Here is a 22,670-nt window from a genome sequence, read left to right as displayed (position 1 = left end):
TCAAAAGCCGCGGGGCCTGATCGCCACGCTGCAACCGATCGTGATCCCCGGCGCCAACATGGCAGCGCTTGTCGCTTGAGCCTTGTTTGCCGGCGTGCGAAGGTCGCGCGGATTCGCATTGAGGAGAGATATCATGGATGTCCGCGCCGCCGTTGCCGTTCAGGCTGGCAAGCCGCTTGAAGTTATGACCGTGCAGCTGGAAGGCCCGCGCGCAGGTGAAGTTCTGATTGAAGTCAAGGCGACAGGTATCTGTCATACCGACGATTTCACCCTGTCAGGCGCCGACCCGGAAGGCCTGTTCCCCGCCATTCTCGGCCATGAGGGCGCGGGCATCGTGGTCGATGTCGGCCCGGGCGTGACCTCGGTGAAGAAGGGCGATCACGTGATCCCGCTCTACACGCCGGAATGCCGCGAATGCTATTCCTGCCTCAGCCGCAAGACCAATCTCTGCACCGCGATCCGCTCGACCCAGGGCCAGGGCCTTATGCCGGACGGCACCTCGCGCTTCTCGATCGGCAAGGACAAGATCCACCACTACATGGGCTGCTCGACCTTCGCCAACTTCACGGTCCTGCCCGAGATCGCCGTGGCCAAGGTCAACCCGGACGCGCCCTTCGACAAGATCTGCTACATCGGCTGCGGCGTGACCACCGGCATCGGCGCGGTCATCAACACCGCCCAGGTCGAAATCGGCTCGACCGCGATCGTCTTCGGCCTCGGCGGCATCGGCCTCAACGTCCTGCAGGGTCTGCGTCTCGCCGGCGCCGACATGATCATCGGCGTCGACATCAACAATGACCGCAAGGAGTGGGGCGAGAAATTCGGCATGACGCATTTCGTCAATCCGAAGGAGGTCGGCGACGACATCGTGCCCTATCTCGTCAACATGACGAAGCGCAACGGCGACCTGATCGGCGGCGCCGACTACACCTTCGACTGCACCGGCAACACCAAGGTGATGCGCCAGGCGCTCGAAGCCTCCCATCGGGGCTGGGGCAAGTCGGTCATCATCGGGGTGGCGGGTGCCGGCCAGGAGATCTCCACGCGTCCCTTCCAGCTGGTGACCGGCCGCAACTGGATGGGCACCGCCTTCGGCGGCGCGCGCGGCCGCACCGATGTGCCGAAGATCGTCGACTGGTACATGGAGGGCAAGATCCAGATCGATCCAATGATCACCCACACCATGCCGCTTGAGGACATCAACAAGGGCTTCGACCTGATGCACAAGGGCGAAAGCATCCGCGGCGTCGTGGTCTACTGATGCCTGCCAAACCCTACGAGGTCGATCTGCGGAGGATGGAGGCATTCTCCGCAGTCGACCTCTACGCGATGCTGAAACTGCGCGTCGACGTCTTCGTGGTGGAGCAGGAATGCCCCTATCCGGAGCTCGACGGCAATGACGCCGACTGCCTGCATCTGCGGCTGATCGCGGATGGCGAACTGATCGCCTGCGCCCGCCTCTGGCGGCCGACGCCGGAGCACCATCCGCGCATCGGTCGCGTGGCGGTATCGCCCGGCCACCGCGGCAAGCGGCTGGGCGAGGCCCTGATGCGCGAGGCGATCGAGGCATGTGAGAAGCTTTATCCGGGCGAACCGATCGCGATTTCTGCGCAGAGCCATCTGCAGGCATTCTACGGCACGCTCGGCTTTTCCGTAACCTCCGCCGAATACGTCGAAGACGGCATCCCGCATGTGGACATGGAGAGACCGGCCTCGTGATCTATGTCGATGCAGACGCCTGCCCGGTCAAGCCGGAGGTCCTGAAGGTCGCGGAGCGACATGGGGTGGAGGTGACGCTTGTCGCCAATTCCGGCCTGCGCCCCTCGCGCGATCCGATGGTCCACAACGTCATCGTGTCGGGCGCCTTCGATGCGGCCGACGACTGGATCGCCGAGCGCGCCGGACCCGGTGACATCGTCATCACCGCCGATGTGCCGCTGGCCGGTCGCTGCGTCCGCGCAGGCGCCCTCGTCACCGGCCCGACCGGCCGCGTCTTCGACGAAGCCAACATCGGCATGGCGACCGCCATGCGCGATCTCGGCCAGCACCTGCGTGAAACCGGCGAAAGCAAGGGTTATAACGCTGCCTTCAGCCCGCGCGACCGATCCAAATTTCTTGAGGTGCTCGATCGCCTCTGCCGCCGCGCCAAAAGCATGACACCACCCGGAGACACGCCATGAAAGTCCTTTCCCAGAACACCGCCTTCGGCGGCATGCAGGGGGTCTTCTCCCACGACTCCGATGCCTGCCAGGGCGAGATGACCTTTGCGGTCTACGTGCCGCCGAAGGCGACGCAGGAGCCCTGCCCGGTCCTCTGGTATCTCTCGGGCCTCACCTGCACCCATGCCAACGTCATGGAGAAGGGCGAGTACCGGCGCATGGCCGCCGAACTCGGACTGATCATCGTCTGCCCGGACACAAGCCCGCGCGGCAACGATGTTCCCGATGAGCTCACCAACTGGAAGATGGGCAAGGGCGCCAGCTTCTACCTTGATGCGACGGAAAAGCCCTGGGCCGAGCACTACCAGATGTACACCTACATCACGGAGGAGCTGCCGAATTTCATCGCCCAGCATTTCCGCGTCGACATGGATCGCCAGGGCATCTTCGGCCACTCCATGGGCGGCCATGGCGCCATGACCATCGCGCTGAAGAACCCGGAGCGATTCCGGAGCTGCTCGGCCTTTGCCCCGATCGTGCAGCCGTCGACGGCCGACTGGTCGGCTCCGGCGCTGGAGAAATATCTCGGCGCAGATCGTTCTTCCTGGCGCCCCTACGATGCCTGCGCCCTCGTGGAAGACGGTGCCCGCTTTCCCGAGTTCCTGATCGACCAGGGCAAGGCCGACAGCTTCCTCGAGGACGGCCTGCGCCCATGGCTCTTCGAAGAGGCCATCAAGGGCACCGGCATCGGCCTGACGCTCCGGATGCACGAGCGCTACGACCACTCCTATTATTTCATCTCGACCTTCATGGACGACCACCTGAAATGGCATGCGGAGCGGCTGGCATAGGCAGATTCGGCAAACCTTGCCTTCCCGCCGACCGGCACCATATCGACCTTGGCAGACGGCTGCCGCCGGGTTTCCCGGTCACGATCGCGGGGACGGCCTCGCTCCCTTCACACGGAGTAAGACATTGGCCTGGATCCTTCTGACCCTCGCGGGACTGTTCGAAATCGGCTGGGCGATCGGATTGAAATATACCGAGGGCTTCACCCGTCCGATGCCCACCGTCCTCACCCTTGTTGCCATGCTGATATCCGTGGTGCTTCTGGGGCTTGCGATCCGCACGCTGCCGGTCGGCACCGCCTATGCCGTCTGGACCGGCATTGGCACCGTCGGCACCGTCATCCTCGGCATGGTCCTGTTTGCGGAACCGGCAACGGCGCTCCGTCTCGGCTGCATTGCCATGATCGTCGCCGGCATCATCGGGTTGAAGGTCGCGGCCGGCTGATCTCTAGCGGCCGGAAGACAGCGCCGTCGCCAGTGTCGATCTGCGCTCGCCCGAAAGCTGGAATTCCGACGCAACCCGTTCGGCGATGCGCTCCGCCAGCAGGAGATCGATACCACCGGCGTTCAGCGAATAGACGGTCACGCTGAAGCTACCCTCGGCGATCACCTCGCCATCGGCCACGGAAACCGCCTTCACCGAGACGGCAGCCTCGCGCTTTCTGCCCAGAATCACCGGAAACTTCATGAGGCGATGGATCCGGACGGTAAGGATCGTCCGCGGCAGGACCCGCTGGCGGACGGTGGAGATGATCGCCTCGTTCACCAGCCGGTCTGTTTCGGCGACAAGCAGCGGCGGGATGTCCGACTTTGCCGCAACGAATGCACCGCGCACATCATACAGCAGCGACTCCGGGTCGCGCGCCGCCGTCTCCAGCCGGAACGCCATCAGAAGCGGCAGAACTGCCATCAGCAAACAGAGGGAAAAGAGGCGACGCATCGGGGTGTCAGGAAGGATTTCCCGGATGATGCGGCCTACAGAGTTAGCGAAGACTTAAACTGCCGGCCGAAGGCTGAGGAACGCTGCCGCCGACGCCTGAAGCTCATCCTGCCGCTTTGCCCGGCGCTGTTGCGCTTCGGTATCGACGCCCCAGTGCTCGTCCGTCCAGTCCTCGTCGAGATGGGCAAGCGACCAGGCTTCGTCGGCCGAGAGGCGGTCTTCTGCGAAAGCCAGCGCCAGGATCGCGGAACCGGTCAGCGTCGTCACCGTGTGGAGACAGGCAAGCTCGATCGGCGTATCGTATTTGCGCAGTGTCACGGCGAAGGCGGCGATCGCCTCGCGCGGCTGGTCCTGCGGCATGATGCCTTCAATGAGAATGAAACGGGCGCCAAGGTCATTGGCCGCCCAGTCGATCAGCGGGTCCCAGCGCTCCGACTGGCGTGCCACGAGCTCTTCCGGGCCATCGGCCCGGTAACAGAGGAGATCGCTCGACGAAAAACGCAGGATGTCCTCGAAGACCGCCTGCGGATCGATCGCCACCCCGTCAATAGCGGTATTGACGAGCTTCGTCACCGGCATGGTCCCCGGATCGATATGCTCCACCTGGCCATCCCATTCGGCGCGCATCAGCTCCGCCAGGGCAGCAGTGGGCGCCACCAGCGGGCTCTTCGCCGGCGTCCGCACCGGGCGCCCGTCGAGGTGAATGGCGTAGCCGTCGTCCCCCTGGTCGACCGAGACATTCGTATAGAACCGCTTCGGCAGCGGGCGCTTCATCTGGATCTGGGCCCGGCGGGTGGGATCGGGGTGGCTCAAGCCTTCCGGAAGTTCGAACAGTTCACGCATGGAATACCTCAGCCGATGTGGACAAGCAGTTCGCTCGGATGGTCAACGATGGCGTCGGCTCCCGCGTTCCAAAGGTCATCTACCGAGGCATAGCCCCAGGAGACGCCGATGGCTGTCGCGCCGGCCGCCTTTGCCATCTGCATATCGTAGATGGCATCACCGATCACAAGGGTGACGCCTGCAACGAGACCCGTCTCGTCACAGCACTCTGTCACCATGGCTGGGTGTGGCTTGGAGGGGCACTCGTCCGCCGTCCTGGACACGACGAAGTGCTTGTCGAAGCCGTGGATCTCCATCAGGTGGTTCAGCCCCCGCCTCGACTTGCCGGTGACGGCACCGATCCGCAGGTCGTCGCGAGGTCCGATCGTGTCGATCAGCTGGCGGATGCCATCGAACAGCGGCTCATGGAAATCGAGATCCTTGCGCACGACCGAAAACAGCGACTTGTAGTAGGCCATCATCTCGACCTCTTCGTCACCGGCATGCGGCCGTCCGAGCATCCGCGCGATGGCGATGTCGAGCGTCAGCCCGATGATCGCCTTGGTCTGCACAAGCGTCGGCTCCGGCTTCTCGAAGTGCAGGAAGGTTCGCCGCATGGTCTCGTGGATGAGGCTGGCACTGTCGACAAGCGTGCCGTCGCAGTCGAAGAGGACGAGCTTCATTCGTCGTCTCTCCGCCCGTTCTCCATGTCGAGACCCAGCAGGTTCCAGCTCTGCACCATGTGCGGTGGCAAAGGCGCCGTCACCCGCAACCGCCCGCCGCCAGGATGCGGAACGTCGATGTGGCGGGCGTGCAGGTGCAGTCGCTTCTGGATGCCGCCCGGGAACGGCCAGTTGATGTCGTCGTCTTCATACTTCGGATCGCCGATGATCGGGTGGCCTATGTGCAGCGCATGCACGCGCAGCTGGTGCGTGCGGCCGGTATAGGGTTCCATCTCCAGCCAGGCCATTGTCTGGGCCGCGGTCTCGAGAACCCGATAGAAGGTCACGGCATGATCGGCGCCGTCTTCGCCGTGTTTGGCGATCCGCATCCGGTCACCGTCCGGTGTCGCTTCCTTCACCAGCCAGGTCGAAATCTTGTCCTCGTGCTTGCGCGGCACGCCCTTGACCAGCGCCCAGTAGGTTTTCTTGGTGTCGCGCTCGCGGAACGCCGCGGTCAGCTTCTGGGCGGCCCCTCGGGTGCGGGCAATCACCAGCACGCCGGAGGTGTCGCGGTCGAGCCGGTGCACGAGCCGAGGCTTCTCGCCCTTCGGGCTTATCCAGGCATCGAGCATCTGGTCGATGTGGCGTGTAACGCCCGAACCGCCCTGCACGGCAAGGCCGGATGGCTTGTTGAGCACAATCACCTTGTCGTCCTCATGCAGCACCATGCGCTGCAGAAGCTCGTAGTCGCTGGAATGCTTGAGATCCTTGCCGGCAATCGGGCCGGCCTTCTTGGCATCGACGTCGAGCGGCGGTATGCGCACCGTCTGTCCCGGCTGAACGCGGGCATCCGATTTCACCCGGCCGCCATCGACACGCACCTGGCCGGACCGCAGCAGCTTCTGGAGCGACCCGAATGCGAGGCCGGGATAATGAACCTTGAACCAGCGGTCGAGGCGCATGCCCGCTTCGTCCGCCTCAACGCGGATGTGCTCGATGCCTGCCATGATGTTCTTTCTTCTTCTATCGCTTTTTCAGGCTGTTTAGAACATCGCCCGGCCAAGCGCCAGCCCGCCCATCACCGCTACGAGCGACACGGCGACGCTTGCGACCACATAGGCGACCGCCGTGGTCACAGCTCCTCGTTCAAAGAGGAACAAAGCATCCAGCGAAAAGGCTGAGAAGGTGGTGAAGCCGCCGAGAAAGCCGGTGACCAGCAGGAGCCGCATTTCCGCCGGTGCATTCAGCCGGCGCGCGATGAACTCGGCGAGGAAGCCGATCGCGAACGAGCCGACGATATTGACGATCAGCGTCCCCCAGGGGAAGGCCGGACCGAATTGCCGGAGGCTCCAGTGGCCGACGAGATAGCGGAGAACTGAACCGGAGGCGCCGCCGAGCGCGACGAGGAACAAGTTGGACATGAAGACGACCCAGACCACAGAAAAATGACAGGTGGTTAAAATGCTGACGACTTCCTTAACAGGGAACCAAGCTGCCCTGCACTAGGTTTTAAGCTGGAGTAGTGGATTTAAACGATGACCTTGGTTCTTTCAGTTTCAGCCAACACGGCTGCCTACGCGTCGGACGCAATGAAGCCGGCCCGGCGACTGTCATTGAAGGATCAGGTGGAAGACATCCGCCTTTCCGCCGACCGGAATGCTTTGCGTGCAGAGACAGGCGATCCAACCATCGAACAATTGATTCCAGCCGCCGCTGTCGGTCTCGACCTTCTGTCGCCGGAGCAGCAGCCTCAGCAACAGCACACGACGCTGGCGCAGGCGCAGGCTGCCTACCGCGATCTCGACGACTGATCTCTCCGCCGTTTCAGCAAACCTGCGCCTCATCGACAGCGGATGGAGACAGCCCGCAGCAAAGGCTGCGAGCGTCTTGGTCGAATGCACAATGGCTTTAGTTGTGCGAATGGCCGCCAGGCGCTGCCGATGTCACCGGCAGGGTGAGTTCGATGTCGCCAGCCTTTTCGAACGTCAGGGTCACCGGCACCGCATCGCCTTCCGCAAAGGGGGTTTTGACCTGCATGAACATCATGTGCAGTCCCCCGGCCCTCAGCTCCACCGTTTCGCCGGCTGGCACCGGAATGCCGTCGTCGATCTTGCGCATCTTCATCACCTCGCCCTGCATTGCCATCTCGTGGAGCTCCACCGCCCCGGCGGCCGGTGAAGAGGCGGACACCAAGCGGTCATCCTCGTCGCCAGTGTTCTTGATGGTGACGAAGCCGCCGCCGACAGGCTGGCCCGGCAGCATGGCCCGGGCATAGGCTCCCTCCAGCTCGAGGTCGCCGGCCCCGGAAGGTCCAGCAACCGCAGCTTGATCATGGCCGCCGTGCATGGCTTCATGACCGGTAGCCTCCTGCGCAACGACCGTGACGGTCGGTGCCGGGCTTTCCAGCTTATGCGGATCGGTGCCAGGCGCGGCAACCTCGGTCCAGGCAACACGCGCATCGCTGCCGCACAGCTGCGTTGAGGGGAAGGCAAGGACCGTGCCGCCGTCAATACCGGAAATTTTGCCGCGCACGACGAAGGTGTCGTAGTATTCGTCCGCCAGATCGCCGCCCTTCCAGCGGATTTCCACCGGTCCGCTGGTCACAGTGGTCCCGTGGTTGTCGTAGGAGTTCTGGTACTCGCCCTGAATGATCTCAAGGTCCCAGCCTGGCTTTGGCTGCGGCTTGGCGAAGACGAAGCCTTCCGGCAGTTCGATGCGAACCTCGTTGGTCGCCTTGCCGTCGCAGCCATGCGGCACCTGCAGCGATATGACGGCATAGCTCTCGGCGTTGACGCTGGATTCGGTGAAGGTGGCATGGGCCTGCGCGCTGCCTGCAGCCGCGGCACCAAGAGCGGCGGACATGAGAAGTGTCTTGATCGTGGTCATGATGATGGTCCCCATCCGGCTGCGGCCTCTGCCTGCACCGGGAGCAATTACTGAACGAGTGACGGTCGATCAGATTGCGGAGGGTGGCCCCCGGGAGGTCGCGCGCGACAGTGCGGTGAAGTCGAAATTCAGCGAGGCAATGCGAAGCGGGTTGTCCAGGAATGCCGGATCGAGCGGAAGATCTATGCCACCGGCCGGTGCCGGCAGGACCATCGAGGAGGCCAGCCGGCAGACCTCGCAGGCGGGAAGCTTGCCATGGTCCTGTTCGTCATGTTCGGCGGCGCAGATATCCGCAAAGCTGCCGTCCGGCAGCCGGTATTCTTCACCGTAGGCCTCCAACGGCGCTGCGGCCTGAACGGGCGTGTGACCGAACCCGAGGGACAGGAACAGCACGGCGCAGAAGACGCGCAGGATGTTCGTCAATGTCCAGTTGCTCGTGATCATGTCGGGTTCCGAAACTCTCCGCTTGCGATACCTCACGGGGTGGCAAAGCGCAATTCGCGCCGGCTGCTTCCTTGCGCCGCAGCAGGCCGCAAGATCAAGCGACAAGAATCTTGCTGGCAGCGACATTTGACGCTTGCCAAGCAGCCGGCCTCACGGATAATGGGCGCCACGTACGTTGGGAGAAGCCGCTTTGGTGCGGTGCCGAAGGAGCAACCGCCCCGGAAACTCTCAGGCAAAAGGACCAGCGCACGGCCTAACAGGACTCTGGAGAGAGGCCCCGTCGTGAGACAGGGCACGCCGAAGGGATAACAATCTCAGGCGACAAGGACAGAGGGGGCTCATGAACCGGGCGCATTCGCGCCTATGATTGAGCGACCGCGCCATGCGCATACCCTGGAGGCCATTGTTCTTGGATACCACCCCTGCCCTGAAAAAGACCCCGTTGCACGCCCTGCACCTGTCACTCGGTGCGAAGATGGTCCCCTTCGCCGGCTATGACATGCCGGTGCAATATCCGGCAGGCGTGATGAAGGAGCACCTGCAGACGCGCACCGCTGCCGGTCTCTTCGACGTCTCCCACATGGGTCAGGTCATCGTGAAGGCCGTTTCCGGCACCTATGCCGACGCTGCCATGGCGCTGGAACGGCTGGTGCCCGTCGACATCCTGGGGCTCAAGGAGGGCCGCCAGCGCTACGGCTTCTTTACCGACGACAATGGCAACATCCTCGACGACCTGATGATCGCCAATCGCGGCGACCATCTGCTCGTCGTCGTCAATGCCGCGTGCAAGGAGGCGGATGTCGCACATATGCAGGCGCATCTTGCCGGCTGCTCGGTCACGCTCCTGACCGACCGGGCGCTGCTCGCGCTGCAGGGCCCCAAGGCCGAGACGGTACTCGCGTCGCTTGCTCCAGATGTCTCGAGCATGAAGTTCATGGATATCCGCGAGGTCAGCCTCGTCGGTTCCCCCTGCATCGTCTCCCGCTCCGGCTATTCCGGCGAGGACGGGTTCGAGATCTCCGTTCCCGCTGACAAGGCAGAGGAACTGGCCCAGGCTCTTCTCTCCCAACCCGACTGCGAGGCGATAGGCCTTGGCGCGCGCGATTCGCTGCGTCTCGAAGCGGGCCTCTGCCTCTATGGCAATGACATCGACACGACCACCTCGCCGATCGAGGCATCTCTCGAATGGGCGATCCAGAAGGTCCGCCGTTCGGGCGGCGAACGCGAGGGCGGCTTCCCCGGCGCAGAGCGCGTCCTTGCGGAGCTGACGGGTGGGACCTCGCGCCGTCGCGTCGGCCTGCGACCGGAGGGCAAGGCGCCCGTGCGCGCCCATGCCAAGCTCTATGCGGATGCCGAAGGACGCGACGAGATCGGCGAAGTGACGTCCGGAACATTCGGCCCGACAGCAGAGGGGCCGGTCGCGATGGGCTACCTTCCCACGGCGCAGTCGGAACCCGGCACCCAGGTCTTTGCGGAGGTTCGTGGCAAGTATCTGCCGGTCGCCGTCACCGCCCTGCCCTTCATCACCCCTACCTACAAACGCTAAAAATCCTCCGGAGAGAACCATGTTGAAATTCACCGCCGAACACGAATGGCTGAAGCTTGAAGGTGATGTCGCCACCGTCGGCATCACGACGCATGCCGCAGAGCAGCTTGGCGATCTCGTCTTCGTCGAACTGCCGGACGTCGGCACCGAGCTCACCAAGGACGGCAATGCCGCCACGGTGGAGTCCGTCAAGGCCGCCTCCGACGTCTATGCGCCGCTCGACGGAGAAGTCACCGAGATCAACCAGGCCATCGTCGACGATCCATCCGTCGTCAACTCGGACCCGCAGGGCGCCGGCTGGTTCTTCAAGCTGAAGCTGAAGAACACCTCCGATCTCGACGCACTGATGGATGAAGCCGCCTACAAGGATCTCATCGGATGAGCGACAGCACCGACTTCCATTTCACCGATTACCAGCCCTACGACTTCGCCAACCGCCGCCATATCGGCCCGTCGCCTGCCGAGATGACCGAGATGCTGAAGGTCATCGGCTATCCGACGCTCGACGCGCTGATCGACGCCACCGTGCCGTCCTCGATCCGCCAGACGGAACCGCTTGCCTGGGGCGCCGCCCTGTCCGAGCGCGAGGCGCTCGACAAGCTGCGCGAGACGGCCAACAGGAATCAGGTGCTGACCACGCTGATCGGCCAGGGCTATTACGGCACCATCACGCCGCCGGTGATCCAGCGCAACATTCTCGAAAACCCCGCCTGGTACACGGCCTATACGCCCTACCAGCCGGAAATCTCCCAAGGTCGCCTGGAAGCCCTGCTCAACTTCCAGACGATGATCTGTGATCTGACCGGCCTTGATGTCGCCAACGCCTCGCTGCTCGACGAGGCGACCGCGGCTGCCGAAGCCATGGCGCTCTGCCAGCGCCAGGCGAAGTCCAAGGCGACCGCCTTCTTCGTCGACGCCGCCTGCCACCCGCAGACGATCGCGCTGATCGAGACCCGTGCAGCGCCGCTCGGCTGGACCGTGATCATCGGCGACCCCTTCACCGATCTCGATCCTGTGGATGTCTTCGGCGCCATCTTCCAGTACCCGGGCACCCACGGCCACGTCCGTGACTTCACCGGTCTCATCGCCCGCCTGCACCAGACCGGCGCGGTCGCTGCCGTTGCAGCCGACCCGCTGGCGCTGACGCTCCTGAAGTCGCCGGGCGAAATGGGCGCCGATATTGCCATCGGTTCCTCGCAGCGTTTCGGCGTCCCGGTCGGCTACGGCGGCCCGCACGCCGCCTATATGGCCGTCAAGGATGCGCACAAGCGCGCCATGCCCGGCCGTCTCGTCGGCGTCTCCGTGGATGCCCGCGGCAACCGCGCCTATCGGCTGTCACTGCAGACCCGCGAACAGCATATTCGCCGCGAGAAGGCGACCTCCAACATCTGCACCGCCCAGGTGCTGCTGGCGGTCATGGCCTCCATGTACGGCGTCTTCCACGGGCCGGAAGGCTTGAAGGCAATCGCCCAGCAGGTCCACAAGAAGGCGGTGCTGATGGCCAAGGGGCTGGAGAAGCTCGGCTACGCCGTCGAGCCCGAGGCCTTCTTCGACACCTTCACCGTCGAGGTCGGCCACATGCAGGCCCTGATCCTGAGGGCAGCCGTGGCGGAGGGCGTCAACCTGCGCAAGGTGGGCGAGACGAAGATCGGCATGTCACTCGACGAGCGGACGCGGCCGGCGACGCTGGAAGCGGTCTGGCGCGCCTTCGGCGGCAACTTCAAGGCCGGCGATTTTTCCGCCGACTACCGCCTGCCGGGCGAACTCCTGCGCAAGTCGGAGTACATGACCCACCCGATCTTCCACATGAACCGCGCCGAAAGCGAGATGACCCGCTACATCCGCCGTCTCTCGGACCGCGATCTGGCGCTCGACCGGGCGATGATCCCGCTCGGCTCCTGCACGATGAAGCTCAATGCGACAGCGGAAATGCTGCCGATTACCTGGCCGGAGTTTTCCGACATCCATCCCTTCGTGCCCGCCGACCAGGCCCTCGGCTACAAGGAGATGATCGACGATCTGTCGGCAAAGCTCTGCCAGATCACCGGTTACGACGCTTTCTCCATGCAGCCGAATTCAGGAGCCCAGGGTGAATACGCCGGGCTCCTGACCATCCGCAACTACCACATCGCCCGCGGCGACACCCACCGCGACGTCTGCCTGATCCCCACCTCCGCGCATGGCACCAATCCTGCCTCCGCGCAGATGGTCGGCATGAAGGTGGTACCGGTCAAGGCAAAGGAAAACGGCGACGTCGACCTCGACGATTTCCGGGCCAAGGCCGAACAGCATGCCGACAGTCTGGCGGCCTGCATGATTACCTACCCGTCGACGCACGGCGTCTTCGAGGAGACCGTCAGCGAGATCTGCGCGATCACCCACAAGCATGGCGGTCAGGTCTATCTCGACGGGGCCAACATGAACGCCATGGTCGGCCTGTCCCGGCCCGGTGACATCGGCTCCGACGTCAGCCATCTCAACCTGCACAAGACCTTCTGCATTCCGCATGGTGGCGGTGGGCCTGGCATGGGTCCGATCGGCGTGAAGGCGCATCTGGCGCCGCATCTTCCGGGTCACCCGCAGTGGGATGGCCGGGAGGGTGCCGTTTCGGCAGCCCCGTTCGGCTCTCCGTCCATCCTGCCGATCTCCTGGTCCTACTGCCTGATGATGGGTGGCGAGGGACTGACGCAGGCGACGAAGGTCGCTATCCTCAACGCCAACTACATCGCGGCCCGTCTGAAGGGTGCATTCGACGTGCTCTACAAGTCGGAAGCGGGACGCGTGGCGCATGAGTGCATCATCGACACCCGCCCGCTCAACGCATCGGCCGGCGTTACCGTCGACGATGTCGCCAAGCGGTTGATCGACTGCGGCTTCCATGCGCCGACCATGAGCTGGCCGGTGGCCGGCACGCTGATGATCGAGCCGACCGAATCGGAGACCAAGGCGGAGATCGACCGTTTCTGCGATGCCATGCTGACCATCCGCGAGGAGGCCCGCGCCATCGAGGACGGACGCATGGACCGGGACAACAACCCGCTCAAGAACGCGCCGCACACGGTGGAGGATCTCGTTGGCGACTGGGATCGGCCCTATTCGCGCGAACAGGCCTGCTTCCCGCCCGGCTCCTTCCGGGTCGACAAGTACTGGTCGCCGGTCAACCGTATCGACAACGTCTACGGCGACCGCAACCTCGTCTGCACCTGCCCGCCGATGGAGGACTATGCCGAAGCGGCGGAGTGAGTTCGACAGATGACCGGGGGTGCCGCCTGCCAGGGCGGCGTCTCCGGTGTCCATCGTTCAACGCCGCAGAAAGTCAGGCTTGCGCGATCCGGGGTGGAGATGATAGGGCAAGAGCCTGCGCATAAGGGCGTTTTTATTTCCTGACGGCACTTGTCTTGTAGAGTTTTGGCGCTATGTTAACGCTATCGAACTTTGCTAGCGACTTTTGTAGCCCCTAAACGGCCGTTTCAGATTTCCTCGTCATCGTCGATTTTCAGATCGGTCTCTAAGACCGGGCCCATCCGCGATAGTAAGGATATCGTTATGAACACAGGTACCGTTAAGTGGTTCAACAGCACCAAGGGCTTTGGTTTTATCCAGCCCGACAATGGCAGCCAGGACGTTTTCGTCCATGTTTCGGCCGTTGAGCGCGCCGGCATGCGTGGCCTGACCGAAGGTCAGAAGATCAGCTACGACATCGTCCAGGACAAGCGCTCGGGCAAGAGCTCTGCAGACAACCTGCAGGCCGCTTAAGGTTTTCATTGCCACGCGCAACCACGGATGTACTGGCGCGTCGAGGTAATGATAATGGAGGTCGGGAGCAGTCCCGACCTTTTGTTTTTGCGCACGGGGAAGACCGGCATGCCATCGCCGTTGATCCTTCGGCGACAATGGTTTGAAAAGCGGCACCGCCCATAAGGCGGAGCATCCGCATCTTTCCATTGACTCGGTCTTGCCGGAAGCGCAGAGCCTAGCACAATACACGCGTCCGCTTCGAAGACGGAAGTCTCGGGTGGCGCATCATCGAAGCCGAGATTGATTGTCGGTTTCATCCGAGCTGAAGGGGCAAGGAAGACCCGCTTCCCCTTCAGCGACATTCTCCTGGGTCGATCCAAAGGCGATTTGGATCAAGAAGTGACGGCCGATGGCCGGAAAGGAGCTATTTTTGCAGGTACTCGTCAGAGACAATAATGTTGATCAGGCACTGCGCGTCTTGAAGAAGAAGATGCAGCGTGAAGGTCTGTTCCGCGAAATTCGGGCACGCACTGCCTATGAAAAGCCTTCTGAGAAGCGGGCTCGCGAAAAGGCGGAAGGCATCCGCCGGCAGCGCAAGCTGGCGCGCAAGCAGATGCAGCGCGAAGGCCTGCTGCCCATGCCAAAGAAGAAGATCGTTGCCGGTCGTCCCGCCCGCTGACGCTATCACGACGCGGCCCTAGCGGCCGCGTTCACCGTTCATGCAGAGGAGCATGCCATGACCGCGACCAAGGACGAATTCTTCAAACCGGCAAAGATGTCCGCCCAGGCGAAGGCTGAGCAGACCAACTCTGTCGTCCGGGACATTCTCGATGCCGAGACAACCGAGCGCGAGAAGAAGACGGAAAAGCTGAAGGCGCTGCGTCTTGCCCAACCGGCTCCGTCCGAGACTCCAAAAAAGCGCGGCCGCAAAAGCTGAGGTCGCACGACCACACCAAGGGTGACTGAAGACCCTTTCGGTGCATTTATTTACCCTGAATTGTCCGTCTTCCTTCCCCGGCCCGTCATCTTTCCATTGACAGCGCAGTCCGAGGAGCTATTCGCAAAGACTGCATCGACGACAGGAGAGCGACCATGGAACATCAAGATCAGAACGCGTTCTGGGACAAATTCTTCGATACGGACTCGCAGTCTGGCACCGGCCGGTTCGTTGCGATCGTCGCCGTGTTCGTTGTGCTTGGTGGCGGCATATCCTGGCTGCTATCCTGACGCCTGCAGCCGCGCCGCAAGGCTGACTGCGCTGCCCAGCATCGCAAGAAGCGCCGAACTCCGTCTTTGCCAGCGTTGCAAGCCAGATCCGTTTCCGATCTTCCGGGACACCATGTCCTCGCCGTTCGCGTCTGTGGTGAACTGGCAAATGATCGAGATCCGACACCTGTCGCTCGAAATCGCTTTCGAGGTCATCGCATCGTTATGGCTCTGTCTGAAATGGGTACGTCGGCTCTGGCGACCCCTTCCCCTGCGAGCCGCTCCATCCTAGGGTTTGCCATGGATCACACCCTCCCCAACCTGCAGCCCCGTCGTCAAGCCTCAGTTCTGCTCGCAGCACCCTTGCTGGCAGCCCTTGTCGCGGCGCCTGCTTCCGCAACGGAGAGCAGCTTTCCACCTGCGCCCTTGCCGCCCGCATCCGTCTGGCAGCCGGTCGAGGAAGTCCGGGCCTATGCCGTCAGCGGCAGCACCGGAATAGACCTCTACCGCTCGATCGGCGAACGCGGCCCGGCCGCCGGGGTCGGTCAGGCCGTGGCCGTCACGACCTTCAAGCTCACCTGGACCCGAGATTATCGCCCGCAACCGGACGGTGCCTGTGTTCTCGCCGTCGCCAAGCCAAAGCTCATCATCACGTATACCTTGCCCAGGGCGCCGAAGAACCTGACCAGCGCAATCGCTGAAAGCTGGCAGCGGTTCATCGATGGGGTGGAGAAGCACGAGCGGGTTCATGGAACACAGATCATCGACATGGTCCGGGGCATCGAGACCTTCAGTCGGGGATTGAGAGAAGAGAACGATCCCAAGTGCACGAAGGTCCGCCAGACGCTGCAGGCACGCCTGAAGCAGTTCTCCGACGAGCGCGTGGCGCAGAGCCGGGCCTTTGACCAGGTTGAACTGACGGAGGGCGGCGGCGTCCACCGGTTGATCCTGGCACTGGTGAACGGCCCCTGAATTCCAGAAGTTCATCGCAGGACACTGGACGCAAAAAGGCCCCCGCAGAAAACTGCGGGGGCCGAAGTCGAGACATTACCGATGCGGAAGTCTTTATTATTCCTGCATCTCGCCGCGAACCCCTTCAAACGCAGGGGCGTCTTCGAGCTGCTGGCGAGTAACATTCAGAACGATACGGTCCGGAAGACCATCATCGCCGATCTGGATGGTTTCACCACCGGTGTTGGCGGCCATCTGGGCGTCATCGCCGGTTGCCGGCATGCCGGTACCCGTGGTCGTGTTGCCAGTGGCGGCGGTGTCGTTGGTCATGGCTGTACCGGTGCCGGTGGCAGCCGTACCAGCGACTGGTGGGGTCGCGGTGGTATCCGTCGAAGCGGTCGTTTCGGCCGATACGTCATCGTTCATCGTCGAGGCGGCCTGGTCTGCTTCCGCCTGGGTTGCACCCGGGCCGAGCTCGAGGGCCGTCATGTCGACCGCGACATCCTTTTCGCCGATGCCGAGGAAGCCGCCGACGCCGATGATCACGGCATTGACAGAACCGTCCTGGCTGACGAGCACGTCGTTGATCTCACCGATGCTTTCACCGTCGGTGCCGTAGACTGCCTTGCCTTCGAAATCGCTGACGCGCCATGCGCCGCTTTCCGGAACGGTCACGAACGGACCTTCGGTCATGCTGGACGCGTCTGCAGTCTGACCCATCGGCGCAGCATTCATGCCGCCGGTGGCATCGTTCTGGTTCGTCATCGAACCTTCCTGCGCGGCACCAGGTGCGGCGGGAGCAATGGTCGTAGCGCCGTCGTTCGTCTGTGCATAGGCACCCAGCGGGAAGGCCGCGGAGAGAAGAAGGATGGAAAGCATACGCTTGGTCATGTTAGGCTCCTTTGCCGTGAATAGGACAATGGAAGAACAATTTCCGCGGCGGATGGTTCCCTAATCGATCCGGTCGAATTCGACCTGCAGTTTCTTCTCCGCCCTCAGCCGGCCTGACGCTGCTCTGCCGCCTAGTGCTTCGGCCCGGCTGCAATGTCGACCGCCGCGAAGGCTGCGTCGATGACCTCGACCCCTGCGCCTGGCTTTGTCGACTCCGTCGACAGGATCTGCCGATACCGCCGTGCGCCGGCAAATCCCTGGAATAGGCCGACCATGTGGCGGGTGATATGGTTCAGCCGTCCACCCGATGCCATGACACCCTCTGCATAGGATTTCATCGCGTCACGGATCGCCAGCCAGTCTGTCTCCCGGTGGGGAGCGCCAAAAAGCCTCTCGTCGACTTCAGCCAGAAGTCCGGCATTCTGATAGGCGGCACGACCGACCATCACGCCATCCATCCGCGCCAGATGTTCGGCAGCCTGCTCCAGGTCTGCGATGCCACCGTTGATACCCAGGAACACGTCGGCGTTTTCCTGCTTCATCCGGTGAACGAGCGCATAGTCGAGCGGCGGGATGTCGCGGTTCTCCTTCGGCGAGAGCCCCTGCAGCCAGGCCTTGCGGGCATGGATCCAGATGGCGTCCGCCCCGGCCCCGACCACCCGCGCCAGGAAATCCGGCAGCACCGCCTCAGGCTCCTGATCGTCGACACCGATGCGGCACTTGACCGTCACCGGCACGGAGGCCGCCGCCTTCATCGCCGCCACGCAATCGGCGACAAGCTCCGGCGTGCGCATCAGGCACGCGCCGAATGTACCCGACTGGACCCGGTCTGACGGGCAGCCGACATTGAGGTTGATCTCGTCATATCCGTAATCGCTCGCGATCCTTACCGCCTCGGCAAGCTTGGCGGGATCGGATCCCCCCACCTGCAGTGCCACGGGATGTTCCGCCGGCGAGAACGACAGCAGCCTGTCCCTCGGACCATGAATGATCGCATCGGCAACCACCATCTCGGTGTACAGCAGCGCATGACCGCTCATCTGCCGATGGAAATAGCGGCAGTGCCTGTCCGTCCAATCGATCATCGGGGCAACAGCAAAGATCTTGCGGCCGTTCTTCAGCGCATCAGCGTACATCGGCTACCTTTCGTTCGCGCCGCTCATACAACAAGTGCGGCATCATCGCCAGTTTTGCCAACGCTGGCGGAGGCGCTAGTATCGGAGATCGCGTCGGCAACATGCCCGATCGCGCCACGGAAGGAGAAAACATGCCGCTGTACGCTCTCGGCAAGATTGTGCCGAAGACCCCTGCCCCCGGCAGTTACTGGATCGCTCCGAATGCGACCGTGATCGGCGACGTCGATATCGGTGAGGATGTCGGGATCTGGTTCGGTGCAGTCCTGCGCGGCGACAACGAGCCCATCCTGCTCGGGGCCGGCACCAATATCCAGGAAGGCGTGATGATCCACAACGATATCGGTTTTCCGGTCAGCATCGGTCCCGGCTGCACCATCGGCCATCACGCCATCATTCATGGCTGCACGATCGGCGAGAACTCGCTGGTGGGCATGGGCGCCACCATTCTCAATGGCGCACGCATCGGCAACAACTGCCTCGTGGGCGCCAATGCGCTCGTTACCGAAGGAAAGGTGTTTCCCGACAATTCACTGATTGTCGGCTCGCCCGCAAAAGCGGTCCGTCTCCTGGATGAAGCGGCCGTGGCAGCACTGCAGAGATCTGCCGCCCACTACGTGGAGCGATGGAAGGTGTTTGCGCAGGATTTGCGCGCGATCTAGAAAGGCGGGTACCGTTGTCGCAAGCGACAACGGTACCCGTCATTTCCGTCGATGCTACTTGATCTTGAGAAGCAGGATCTTGCCGGCCATGGTGATGCCATGTGCCGACTCCTCGGGAGCGATGTCCGGATCGACCGGCTTCAGGAGCCCGTGCTCGCGAAGTTCCGTCAGCGTCGTGGTGGTCAGGAACTTGATCTTCTGCGGTCGCTCCTTGAAGCGGTCGGTCCTGGCATAGGTGATCTCGGCGTTGAGGTGCGTCCACTTCTTTCCGACCTGCGGATAGACATCGCCGTCCTTGGCAAGTTTGAGGCCGCGAATCTGGGTCGGCGTTAGTTCAATCATGTTCTCGTCTTTCGTCAGTCGGATCGGTTATGGCCGTCCGGCGATCGTATTGACCGGCCGAAGCAGTCGGTTAGGCGCGCGCCGCAGACGTCAGGGCTGCATCGCGGAAGGAAACAAGCTTCTGGCGCTGGTCGTCCCAGAGGACGAGCTTCACGCAGCGAAGGCTGTCGCGGATGGTAATGCGGCCGATATCCGCCAATTGCGGGTGGTCACGCAGCACCTCCGGCAGCCGGTAGTACGGAATGCGGCTGGCAAGGTGGTGAATATGGTGGATGCCGATATTGCCGGTGACCCAGCGCAGCACCGGAGGCAGGTCGTAATGCGAAGCCCCATGCAAGGCGGCGTTCGGGAACTTCCAGTCCTCGCCAGCAGACCAATGCGTCTCTTCGAACTGATGCTGCACGTAGAAGAGCCAGATGCCCGCAGCGCCGGCCAGGAGAACGATCGGCAGGTGAATGACCAGGAACGGCACGACGCCGATCGCCCAGATCATCAGGCCAGCCAGAACCGCGACCGCAAGGTTCGTCGACATCGTCGAAACCCAAGGCTGTGCACCGGACTTCATCATCCCGAACGGCAAGCGTTGCTTGAAGAGAAACAGCCAGGCCGGGCCGATGCCGAACATCACCAGCGGGTGGCGGTAGAGACGGTATCCGAGGCGCCCGAAGGGTGAGAGTGCCTGGTATTCGGCGATCGTCAGCGTGGTGATGTCGCCGATGCCGCGCTCGTCGAGATTGCCTGCCGTCGCGTGATGGGCAGCATGCGCCCGGCGCCAGTAGTCATAAGGCGTGAGTGTCAGCACCCCAAGGACGCGTCCGGTCCAGTCGTCGAGCTTGCGGCGGCCGAAGAAGGAGCCATGACCGCAGTCGTGCTGGATCATGAACAGCCTCAGAAGTGCTGCACCGGCCGGGATGATGGCCAGGAGCCCGACCCAGAAGCCGTAGGCGAAGGAGAAATAGGCGACCGCCCAGAAGATCGCAAAAGGCACGACCGTGACAAGGAGCTCGAATGCACTACGCCCGATATCAGGCTGCCGATAAGGCGCAAGAATCTTCAACCATGCCCCGGCATTGTCGTCGGAGGGTGGAGCAGATGTCTGGACGCGGGCGTTCATTTGCATAATTTTCCGGTATTTGATGGGTCGGCAGCTGCCTGCCGGAATGGTTGATTGCGCCCGACATGCGGGCGCAACAGCAATGGATCAGGATTTGCGGGCCTTGCGGGCAGCATAGCGGCGGTCACGTTCCGCCTTGCGGGCTGCTTCGTCTGCCACGACGCGCGAAACGCGGTCGGCAACCTCGGCCTGACGGGCTTCCGCAACTGCCTTTTCCTCGGCCTCGGCCGCAGCCGCCTCGGCGCCGGCCTCGGCCAGCAATCGCTCGTTCTCCGCTGCCTTCTGCGCTTCGCGTTCGGCACGCCGTGCTTCGCGGGCGAGGCTCACTGCTTCGCGGGCAGCCAGCTTTTCCTGCATTTCAGGATCGGTGGGCTTTGGAGCCGATGCAAACTTTGCCAGAAGCTGTCGCTTCGCTTCTGCAGCCGTGGTGCGGCGTTCAGCAAAGCCGTTATCGTTAGGGTGTTTCAACAGATATTCCTTTGGATCTCGTTTAGGTTGGCTCTTCTGGCTCCCACCGCTTCCGGGTGGAGCCGACGCAGATCACCGTCCGGCAGGGACTGGTGAACGCAAAAAGGCCAGACTTGCGCCTGGCCTTTCGAAACTTATTGCCGCCACGCCAGTACATTCGTGGTCATCGGCGGCCAAAAGCCTTAGGCAGCGCGGAGCTGGCCTGCGGACATCTTGCCCGACTTGTTGTCGCGCTCAAGTTCGAACGCGAGCTTCTGACCTTCAACGATCGAACCCATGCCTGCACGCTCTACGGCAGAGATGTGAACGAAGACGTCGGCACTGCCGTCGTCAGGCTGAATGAAGCCGAAGCCCTTGGTGGCGTTGAACCATTTAACTGTGCCAGTGGCCATAACGAACCCTTTCTTAGCAACATTGATCACCGCTGGGCGACGCCCAACGGAGTTTTTCGACTTTTGAGAGAAGGAAGTTCGTTACGGAGCGCAAAGCGCATCAAAAACAAATATCGCAAACAAAGTATCGATGTCTCTCTATACGCCCCCAGGTCTCTCACGTCAATGTTTTGTTTTGGGAGAAAGGGGGGCGCATCCGGAAACGGCGTTTCTCAGAACGCCGAAGATGGCGTCCCGGCGGCGGTCGTTACAGGACCGACCGCCCGCATCTTGTTCCTATAGGCTGCGGCGAGGAAGCGGATAGGCTTCCGATTCATAGAGCCTCTGCATCTGCTGGCCGTCGTAGCGTGCTTCTTCCACTTCGAGCACCGATCCGCGCAACAGCCCGGACGGCATGTCTTCCATTGCGAAGCGAAGTGCTTCCGCGACAGAATCGAACCTGCGGTAGCGGAGCCGGCTTGTTCGTTTTACCGTCTTGCAGGGGTAAAGTCCGGCGCTGGCGTTATAGTCAAACATCCGCATGGGTCGGTTCCTTCTTGCTGAACACGCCGTCGCCAGCGCTCTGCGTCCGCCTTTGCAGACGTTCCTGCCGCTCCGCTGGCTTGCGCTCGCGGCTCCTGAGCGTCTGCCGAGCACGAACTTCTTCGAGCTTGGCCGCATTGGAGCCTTCGGCAACCGGGCGCCGGAACAGGCTTTCCGCCGAATGGCGGGTAAAGTCGGTCATAAGTGTATCCTAAAATCCAGGTGAGGCCTGCGCTTGGCGAGGCCTGTCGTGCACTCCGCATCTCGCGGAGCCGTGAGTTTCGCAGACAACAGAACCAAGATGATGGTTCATTCAGACTTGGCAGCGCCAGCCTGAAGAGCGAAGCATGAGTTTATAAGTGGTGGTGGTCGGCGCCGCGTGCAAGGCGGCGCTGAGCGAAACCGGCAACCATCAGATACAGGCTGCAAAGGTTATCGGCATCAGCCGAGGCTACTTCTTCTTGCCGAAGTCGCCCGTGCTGTTGGCAAATTTAACCTGCGAACCCGGAGCGGCAACGGCAGCTGCAGCTGTCTTGTCCTTCTTCGGTTTTCGCACTTCCTTGTTGCTTTTTGCCTGACCTTTGGCCATTTGGCTCTCCTGATGATGTCGTGTTGAACGGTCGTTTGCGGACTGCTCCTCCCCAACGCGGCAAGATACCGACCATTGAGCGCTCCGCCACCCGCGGAGACAGAAGCGTCTTGTTCAGATGGAAGGCACCGGGCTCGCACCCAGCTTTCCGAGAACAATCGTATCGGACAGCGGAAGCGTGATTCGAGGCCCCGCGGCGGAAACATCGACGCGCTGGTTTGCCCAGGTCGACGACTGCACCGAGTGGCGGTCCTGTCGATCCTGAATGTTTTCGCGGTAACCGAAGCCGCTGATACCAGCGAGGTTACGGGACAGGCTGTAAAGATGAAGGTCGGAAGACATCTGTCCTCCTTTC

The 22,670-nt window shown here is 62.5% G+C and carries 32 protein-coding genes and 2 riboswitches; of the genes, 15 read left to right on the top strand and 17 right to left on the bottom strand.

The genetic code is table 11. From position 1 onward, the window contains the following. The first annotated feature begins 133 nt into the window (after positions 1–133). From EO99_RS0107980 to sugE, 5 genes are all read left to right on the top strand, one after another. Entirely contained in the window at positions 134–1,261 is a 1,128-nt protein-coding gene (locus EO99_RS0107980; RefSeq protein ID WP_029618120.1) for an S-(hydroxymethyl)glutathione dehydrogenase/class III alcohol dehydrogenase, read from the top strand. Next, positions 1,261–1,719: a GNAT family N-acetyltransferase gene (locus EO99_RS0107975; RefSeq protein WP_029618119.1), complete on the top strand. Its 459-nt coding sequence runs from the start codon at positions 1,261–1,263 to the stop codon at positions 1,717–1,719. The genes EO99_RS0107980 and EO99_RS0107975 overlap by 1 nt, the downstream gene beginning before the upstream one ends. After that, the gene (locus tag EO99_RS0107970; protein ID WP_029618118.1) at positions 1,716–2,180 is read left to right on the top strand and encodes a YaiI/YqxD family protein; all 465 of its coding nucleotides are present in this window, start codon (positions 1,716–1,718) and stop codon (positions 2,178–2,180) included. Before EO99_RS0107975 ends, EO99_RS0107970 begins: the two co-directional genes overlap by 4 nt. Continuing rightward, the gene (fghA, locus tag EO99_RS0107965; protein WP_029618117.1) at positions 2,177–3,010 is read left to right on the top strand and encodes an S-formylglutathione hydrolase; all 834 of its coding nucleotides are present in this window, start codon (positions 2,177–2,179) and stop codon (positions 3,008–3,010) included. The genes EO99_RS0107970 and fghA overlap by 4 nt, the downstream gene beginning before the upstream one ends. A gap of 124 nt (positions 3,011–3,134) precedes the next feature. After that, positions 3,135–3,452: a quaternary ammonium compound efflux SMR transporter SugE gene (gene sugE / locus EO99_RS0107960; RefSeq protein WP_029618116.1), complete on the top strand. Its 318-nt coding sequence runs from the start codon at positions 3,135–3,137 to the stop codon at positions 3,450–3,452. A 3-nt stretch (positions 3,453–3,455) separates the two neighbouring features. Here the strand turns inward: sugE and EO99_RS0107955 are convergent, their stop codons facing one another. The 5 genes from EO99_RS0107955 to crcB all read right to left on the bottom strand — a co-directional run bounded on the left by EO99_RS0107955 (position 3,456) and on the right by crcB (position 6,852). Continuing rightward, a complete protein-coding gene (locus EO99_RS0107955; RefSeq protein WP_156034683.1) occupies positions 3,456–3,917 on the bottom strand; it encodes a hypothetical protein in 462 nt (153 codons plus the stop codon). An 84-nt stretch (positions 3,918–4,001) separates the two neighbouring features. Continuing rightward, positions 4,002–4,790 (bottom strand): ATP12 family chaperone protein, encoded by a 789-nt coding sequence (locus EO99_RS0107950; RefSeq protein ID WP_029618114.1) that lies wholly within the window; start codon positions 4,788–4,790, stop codon positions 4,002–4,004. Positions 4,791–4,798: 8 nt separating this feature from the next. Then, positions 4,799–5,452 (bottom strand): HAD-IA family hydrolase, encoded by a 654-nt coding sequence (locus EO99_RS0107945; protein ID WP_029618113.1) that lies wholly within the window; start codon positions 5,450–5,452, stop codon positions 4,799–4,801. Beyond that, positions 5,449–6,438, bottom strand: a complete 990-nt coding sequence (locus EO99_RS0107940) for an RluA family pseudouridine synthase (RefSeq protein ID WP_029618112.1) — start codon at positions 6,436–6,438, stop codon at positions 5,449–5,451. Before EO99_RS0107940 ends, EO99_RS0107945 begins: the two co-directional genes overlap by 4 nt. Before the next feature lie 36 nt (positions 6,439–6,474). Further along, entirely contained in the window at positions 6,475–6,852 is a 378-nt protein-coding gene (gene crcB, locus EO99_RS0107935) for a fluoride efflux transporter CrcB (protein WP_029618111.1), read from the bottom strand. A 114-nt stretch (positions 6,853–6,966) separates the two neighbouring features. Between crcB and EO99_RS0107930 the strand changes: the two genes are divergently transcribed. Next, positions 6,967–7,242 (top strand): hypothetical protein, encoded by a 276-nt coding sequence (locus EO99_RS0107930; protein ID WP_077067053.1) that lies wholly within the window; start codon positions 6,967–6,969, stop codon positions 7,240–7,242. A 97-nt stretch (positions 7,243–7,339) separates the two neighbouring features. Here the strand turns inward: EO99_RS0107930 and EO99_RS0107925 are convergent, their stop codons facing one another. Together EO99_RS0107925 and EO99_RS25595 are read right to left on the bottom strand one after the other, a co-directional pair. Beyond that, a complete protein-coding gene (locus EO99_RS0107925) occupies positions 7,340–8,317 on the bottom strand; it encodes a copper chaperone PCu(A)C (RefSeq protein ID WP_029618109.1) in 978 nt (325 codons plus the stop codon). Positions 8,318–8,386: 69 nt separating this feature from the next. Continuing rightward, the gene (locus EO99_RS25595; protein ID WP_051679758.1) at positions 8,387–8,761 is read right to left on the bottom strand and encodes a hypothetical protein; all 375 of its coding nucleotides are present in this window, start codon (positions 8,759–8,761) and stop codon (positions 8,387–8,389) included. A 166-nt stretch (positions 8,762–8,927) separates the two neighbouring features. Beyond that, positions 8,928–9,015: riboswitch (glycine riboswitch) on the top strand. Then, a riboswitch (glycine riboswitch) is annotated at positions 9,016–9,102 on the top strand. A 68-nt stretch (positions 9,103–9,170) separates the two neighbouring features. Here EO99_RS25595 and gcvT point away from each other — a divergent pair. The 8 genes from gcvT to EO99_RS0107880 all read left to right on the top strand — a co-directional run bounded on the left by gcvT (position 9,171) and on the right by EO99_RS0107880 (position 16,223). Continuing rightward, the gene (gene gcvT / locus EO99_RS0107915; RefSeq protein WP_029618107.1) at positions 9,171–10,307 is read left to right on the top strand and encodes a glycine cleavage system aminomethyltransferase GcvT; all 1,137 of its coding nucleotides are present in this window, start codon (positions 9,171–9,173) and stop codon (positions 10,305–10,307) included. 19 nt (positions 10,308–10,326) lie between these two features. After that, positions 10,327–10,689 carry a glycine cleavage system protein GcvH gene (gcvH, locus tag EO99_RS0107910; protein ID WP_029618106.1) on the top strand — a complete coding sequence of 121 codons (363 nt, stop codon included), beginning with the start codon at positions 10,327–10,329 and terminating at the stop codon, positions 10,687–10,689. Continuing rightward, positions 10,686–13,550 (top strand): aminomethyl-transferring glycine dehydrogenase, encoded by a 2,865-nt coding sequence (gene gcvP / locus EO99_RS0107905; RefSeq protein WP_029618105.1) that lies wholly within the window; start codon positions 10,686–10,688, stop codon positions 13,548–13,550. The genes gcvH and gcvP overlap by 4 nt, the downstream gene beginning before the upstream one ends. Positions 13,551–13,853: 303 nt before the next feature. Continuing rightward, positions 13,854–14,063 (top strand): cold-shock protein, encoded by a 210-nt coding sequence (locus tag EO99_RS0107900; protein ID WP_029618104.1) that lies wholly within the window; start codon positions 13,854–13,856, stop codon positions 14,061–14,063. Positions 14,064–14,475: 412 nt separating this feature from the next. Next, entirely contained in the window at positions 14,476–14,724 is a 249-nt protein-coding gene (gene rpsU / locus EO99_RS0107895) for a 30S ribosomal protein S21 (RefSeq protein ID WP_029618103.1), read from the top strand. 57 nt (positions 14,725–14,781) lie between these two features. Further along, positions 14,782–14,982, top strand: coding sequence for a hypothetical protein (locus EO99_RS0107890; protein ID WP_029618102.1), 201 nt, complete (start codon positions 14,782–14,784; stop codon positions 14,980–14,982). 155 nt (positions 14,983–15,137) lie between these two features. Further along, positions 15,138–15,272, top strand: a complete 135-nt coding sequence (locus EO99_RS28420) for a hypothetical protein (protein ID WP_268871294.1) — start codon at positions 15,138–15,140, stop codon at positions 15,270–15,272. 279 nt (positions 15,273–15,551) lie between these two features. Beyond that, complete coding sequence (locus tag EO99_RS0107880; RefSeq protein WP_081852004.1) at positions 15,552–16,223, top strand: DUF922 domain-containing Zn-dependent protease; 672 nt, start codon at positions 15,552–15,554, stop codon at positions 16,221–16,223. 96 nt (positions 16,224–16,319) lie between these two features. Here the strand turns inward: EO99_RS0107880 and EO99_RS26250 are convergent, their stop codons facing one another. Both EO99_RS26250 and dusA read right to left on the bottom strand, forming a co-directional pair. Continuing rightward, positions 16,320–17,093 carry a PRC-barrel domain-containing protein gene (locus EO99_RS26250; RefSeq protein ID WP_051679756.1) on the bottom strand — a complete coding sequence of 258 codons (774 nt, stop codon included), beginning with the start codon at positions 17,091–17,093 and terminating at the stop codon, positions 16,320–16,322. Positions 17,094–17,224: 131 nt separating this feature from the next. Next, complete coding sequence (gene dusA, locus EO99_RS0107870) at positions 17,225–18,229, bottom strand: tRNA dihydrouridine(20/20a) synthase DusA (RefSeq protein WP_029618099.1); 1,005 nt, start codon at positions 18,227–18,229, stop codon at positions 17,225–17,227. 131 nt (positions 18,230–18,360) lie between these two features. On the opposite strand from dusA, the gene EO99_RS0107865 reads away from it, so the two are divergent. Further along, positions 18,361–18,888 (top strand): gamma carbonic anhydrase family protein, encoded by a 528-nt coding sequence (locus EO99_RS0107865; protein WP_029618098.1) that lies wholly within the window; start codon positions 18,361–18,363, stop codon positions 18,886–18,888. 54 nt (positions 18,889–18,942) lie between these two features. On the opposite strand, the gene EO99_RS0107860 is transcribed toward EO99_RS0107865, so the two are convergent. The 8 genes from EO99_RS0107860 to EO99_RS0107825 all read right to left on the bottom strand — a co-directional run bounded on the left by EO99_RS0107860 (position 18,943) and on the right by EO99_RS0107825 (position 22,657). Then, on the bottom strand, positions 18,943–19,230 hold the full coding sequence (locus EO99_RS0107860; protein WP_029618097.1) for a hypothetical protein: 288 nt from the start codon (positions 19,228–19,230) through the stop codon (positions 18,943–18,945). Between the two features lie 70 nt (positions 19,231–19,300). Beyond that, a complete protein-coding gene (locus tag EO99_RS0107855) occupies positions 19,301–20,344 on the bottom strand; it encodes a fatty acid desaturase (RefSeq protein ID WP_029618096.1) in 1,044 nt (347 codons plus the stop codon). A gap of 87 nt (positions 20,345–20,431) precedes the next feature. Beyond that, complete coding sequence (locus tag EO99_RS0107850) at positions 20,432–20,812, bottom strand: DUF6481 family protein (protein WP_029618095.1); 381 nt, start codon at positions 20,810–20,812, stop codon at positions 20,432–20,434. Positions 20,813–20,994: 182 nt separating this feature from the next. Then, positions 20,995–21,204 (bottom strand): cold-shock protein, encoded by a 210-nt coding sequence (locus EO99_RS0107845; RefSeq protein WP_029618094.1) that lies wholly within the window; start codon positions 21,202–21,204, stop codon positions 20,995–20,997. A 276-nt stretch (positions 21,205–21,480) separates the two neighbouring features. Beyond that, positions 21,481–21,726, bottom strand: a complete 246-nt coding sequence (locus EO99_RS0107840) for a hypothetical protein (protein ID WP_029618093.1) — start codon at positions 21,724–21,726, stop codon at positions 21,481–21,483. Continuing rightward, positions 21,713–21,928, bottom strand: coding sequence for a hypothetical protein (locus EO99_RS0107835; RefSeq protein ID WP_029618092.1), 216 nt, complete (start codon positions 21,926–21,928; stop codon positions 21,713–21,715). Before EO99_RS0107835 ends, EO99_RS0107840 begins: the two co-directional genes overlap by 14 nt. Before the next feature lie 249 nt (positions 21,929–22,177). Continuing rightward, positions 22,178–22,315 carry a hypothetical protein gene (locus EO99_RS27985; protein WP_173425140.1) on the bottom strand — a complete coding sequence of 46 codons (138 nt, stop codon included), beginning with the start codon at positions 22,313–22,315 and terminating at the stop codon, positions 22,178–22,180. Positions 22,316–22,429: 114 nt separating this feature from the next. After that, positions 22,430–22,657, bottom strand: coding sequence for a hypothetical protein (locus tag EO99_RS0107825; RefSeq protein WP_029618091.1), 228 nt, complete (start codon positions 22,655–22,657; stop codon positions 22,430–22,432). Positions 22,658–22,670 lie beyond the last annotated feature (13 nt).

Source organism: Pseudorhizobium marinum, from assembly GCF_000705355.1.
Taxonomy (GTDB): Bacteria; Pseudomonadota; Alphaproteobacteria; order Rhizobiales; family Rhizobiaceae; genus Neorhizobium; species Neorhizobium pelagicum.
The sequence above is the reverse complement of the archived record's forward strand: the minus strand, read 5'-3'. Positions and strand labels throughout refer to the sequence as shown.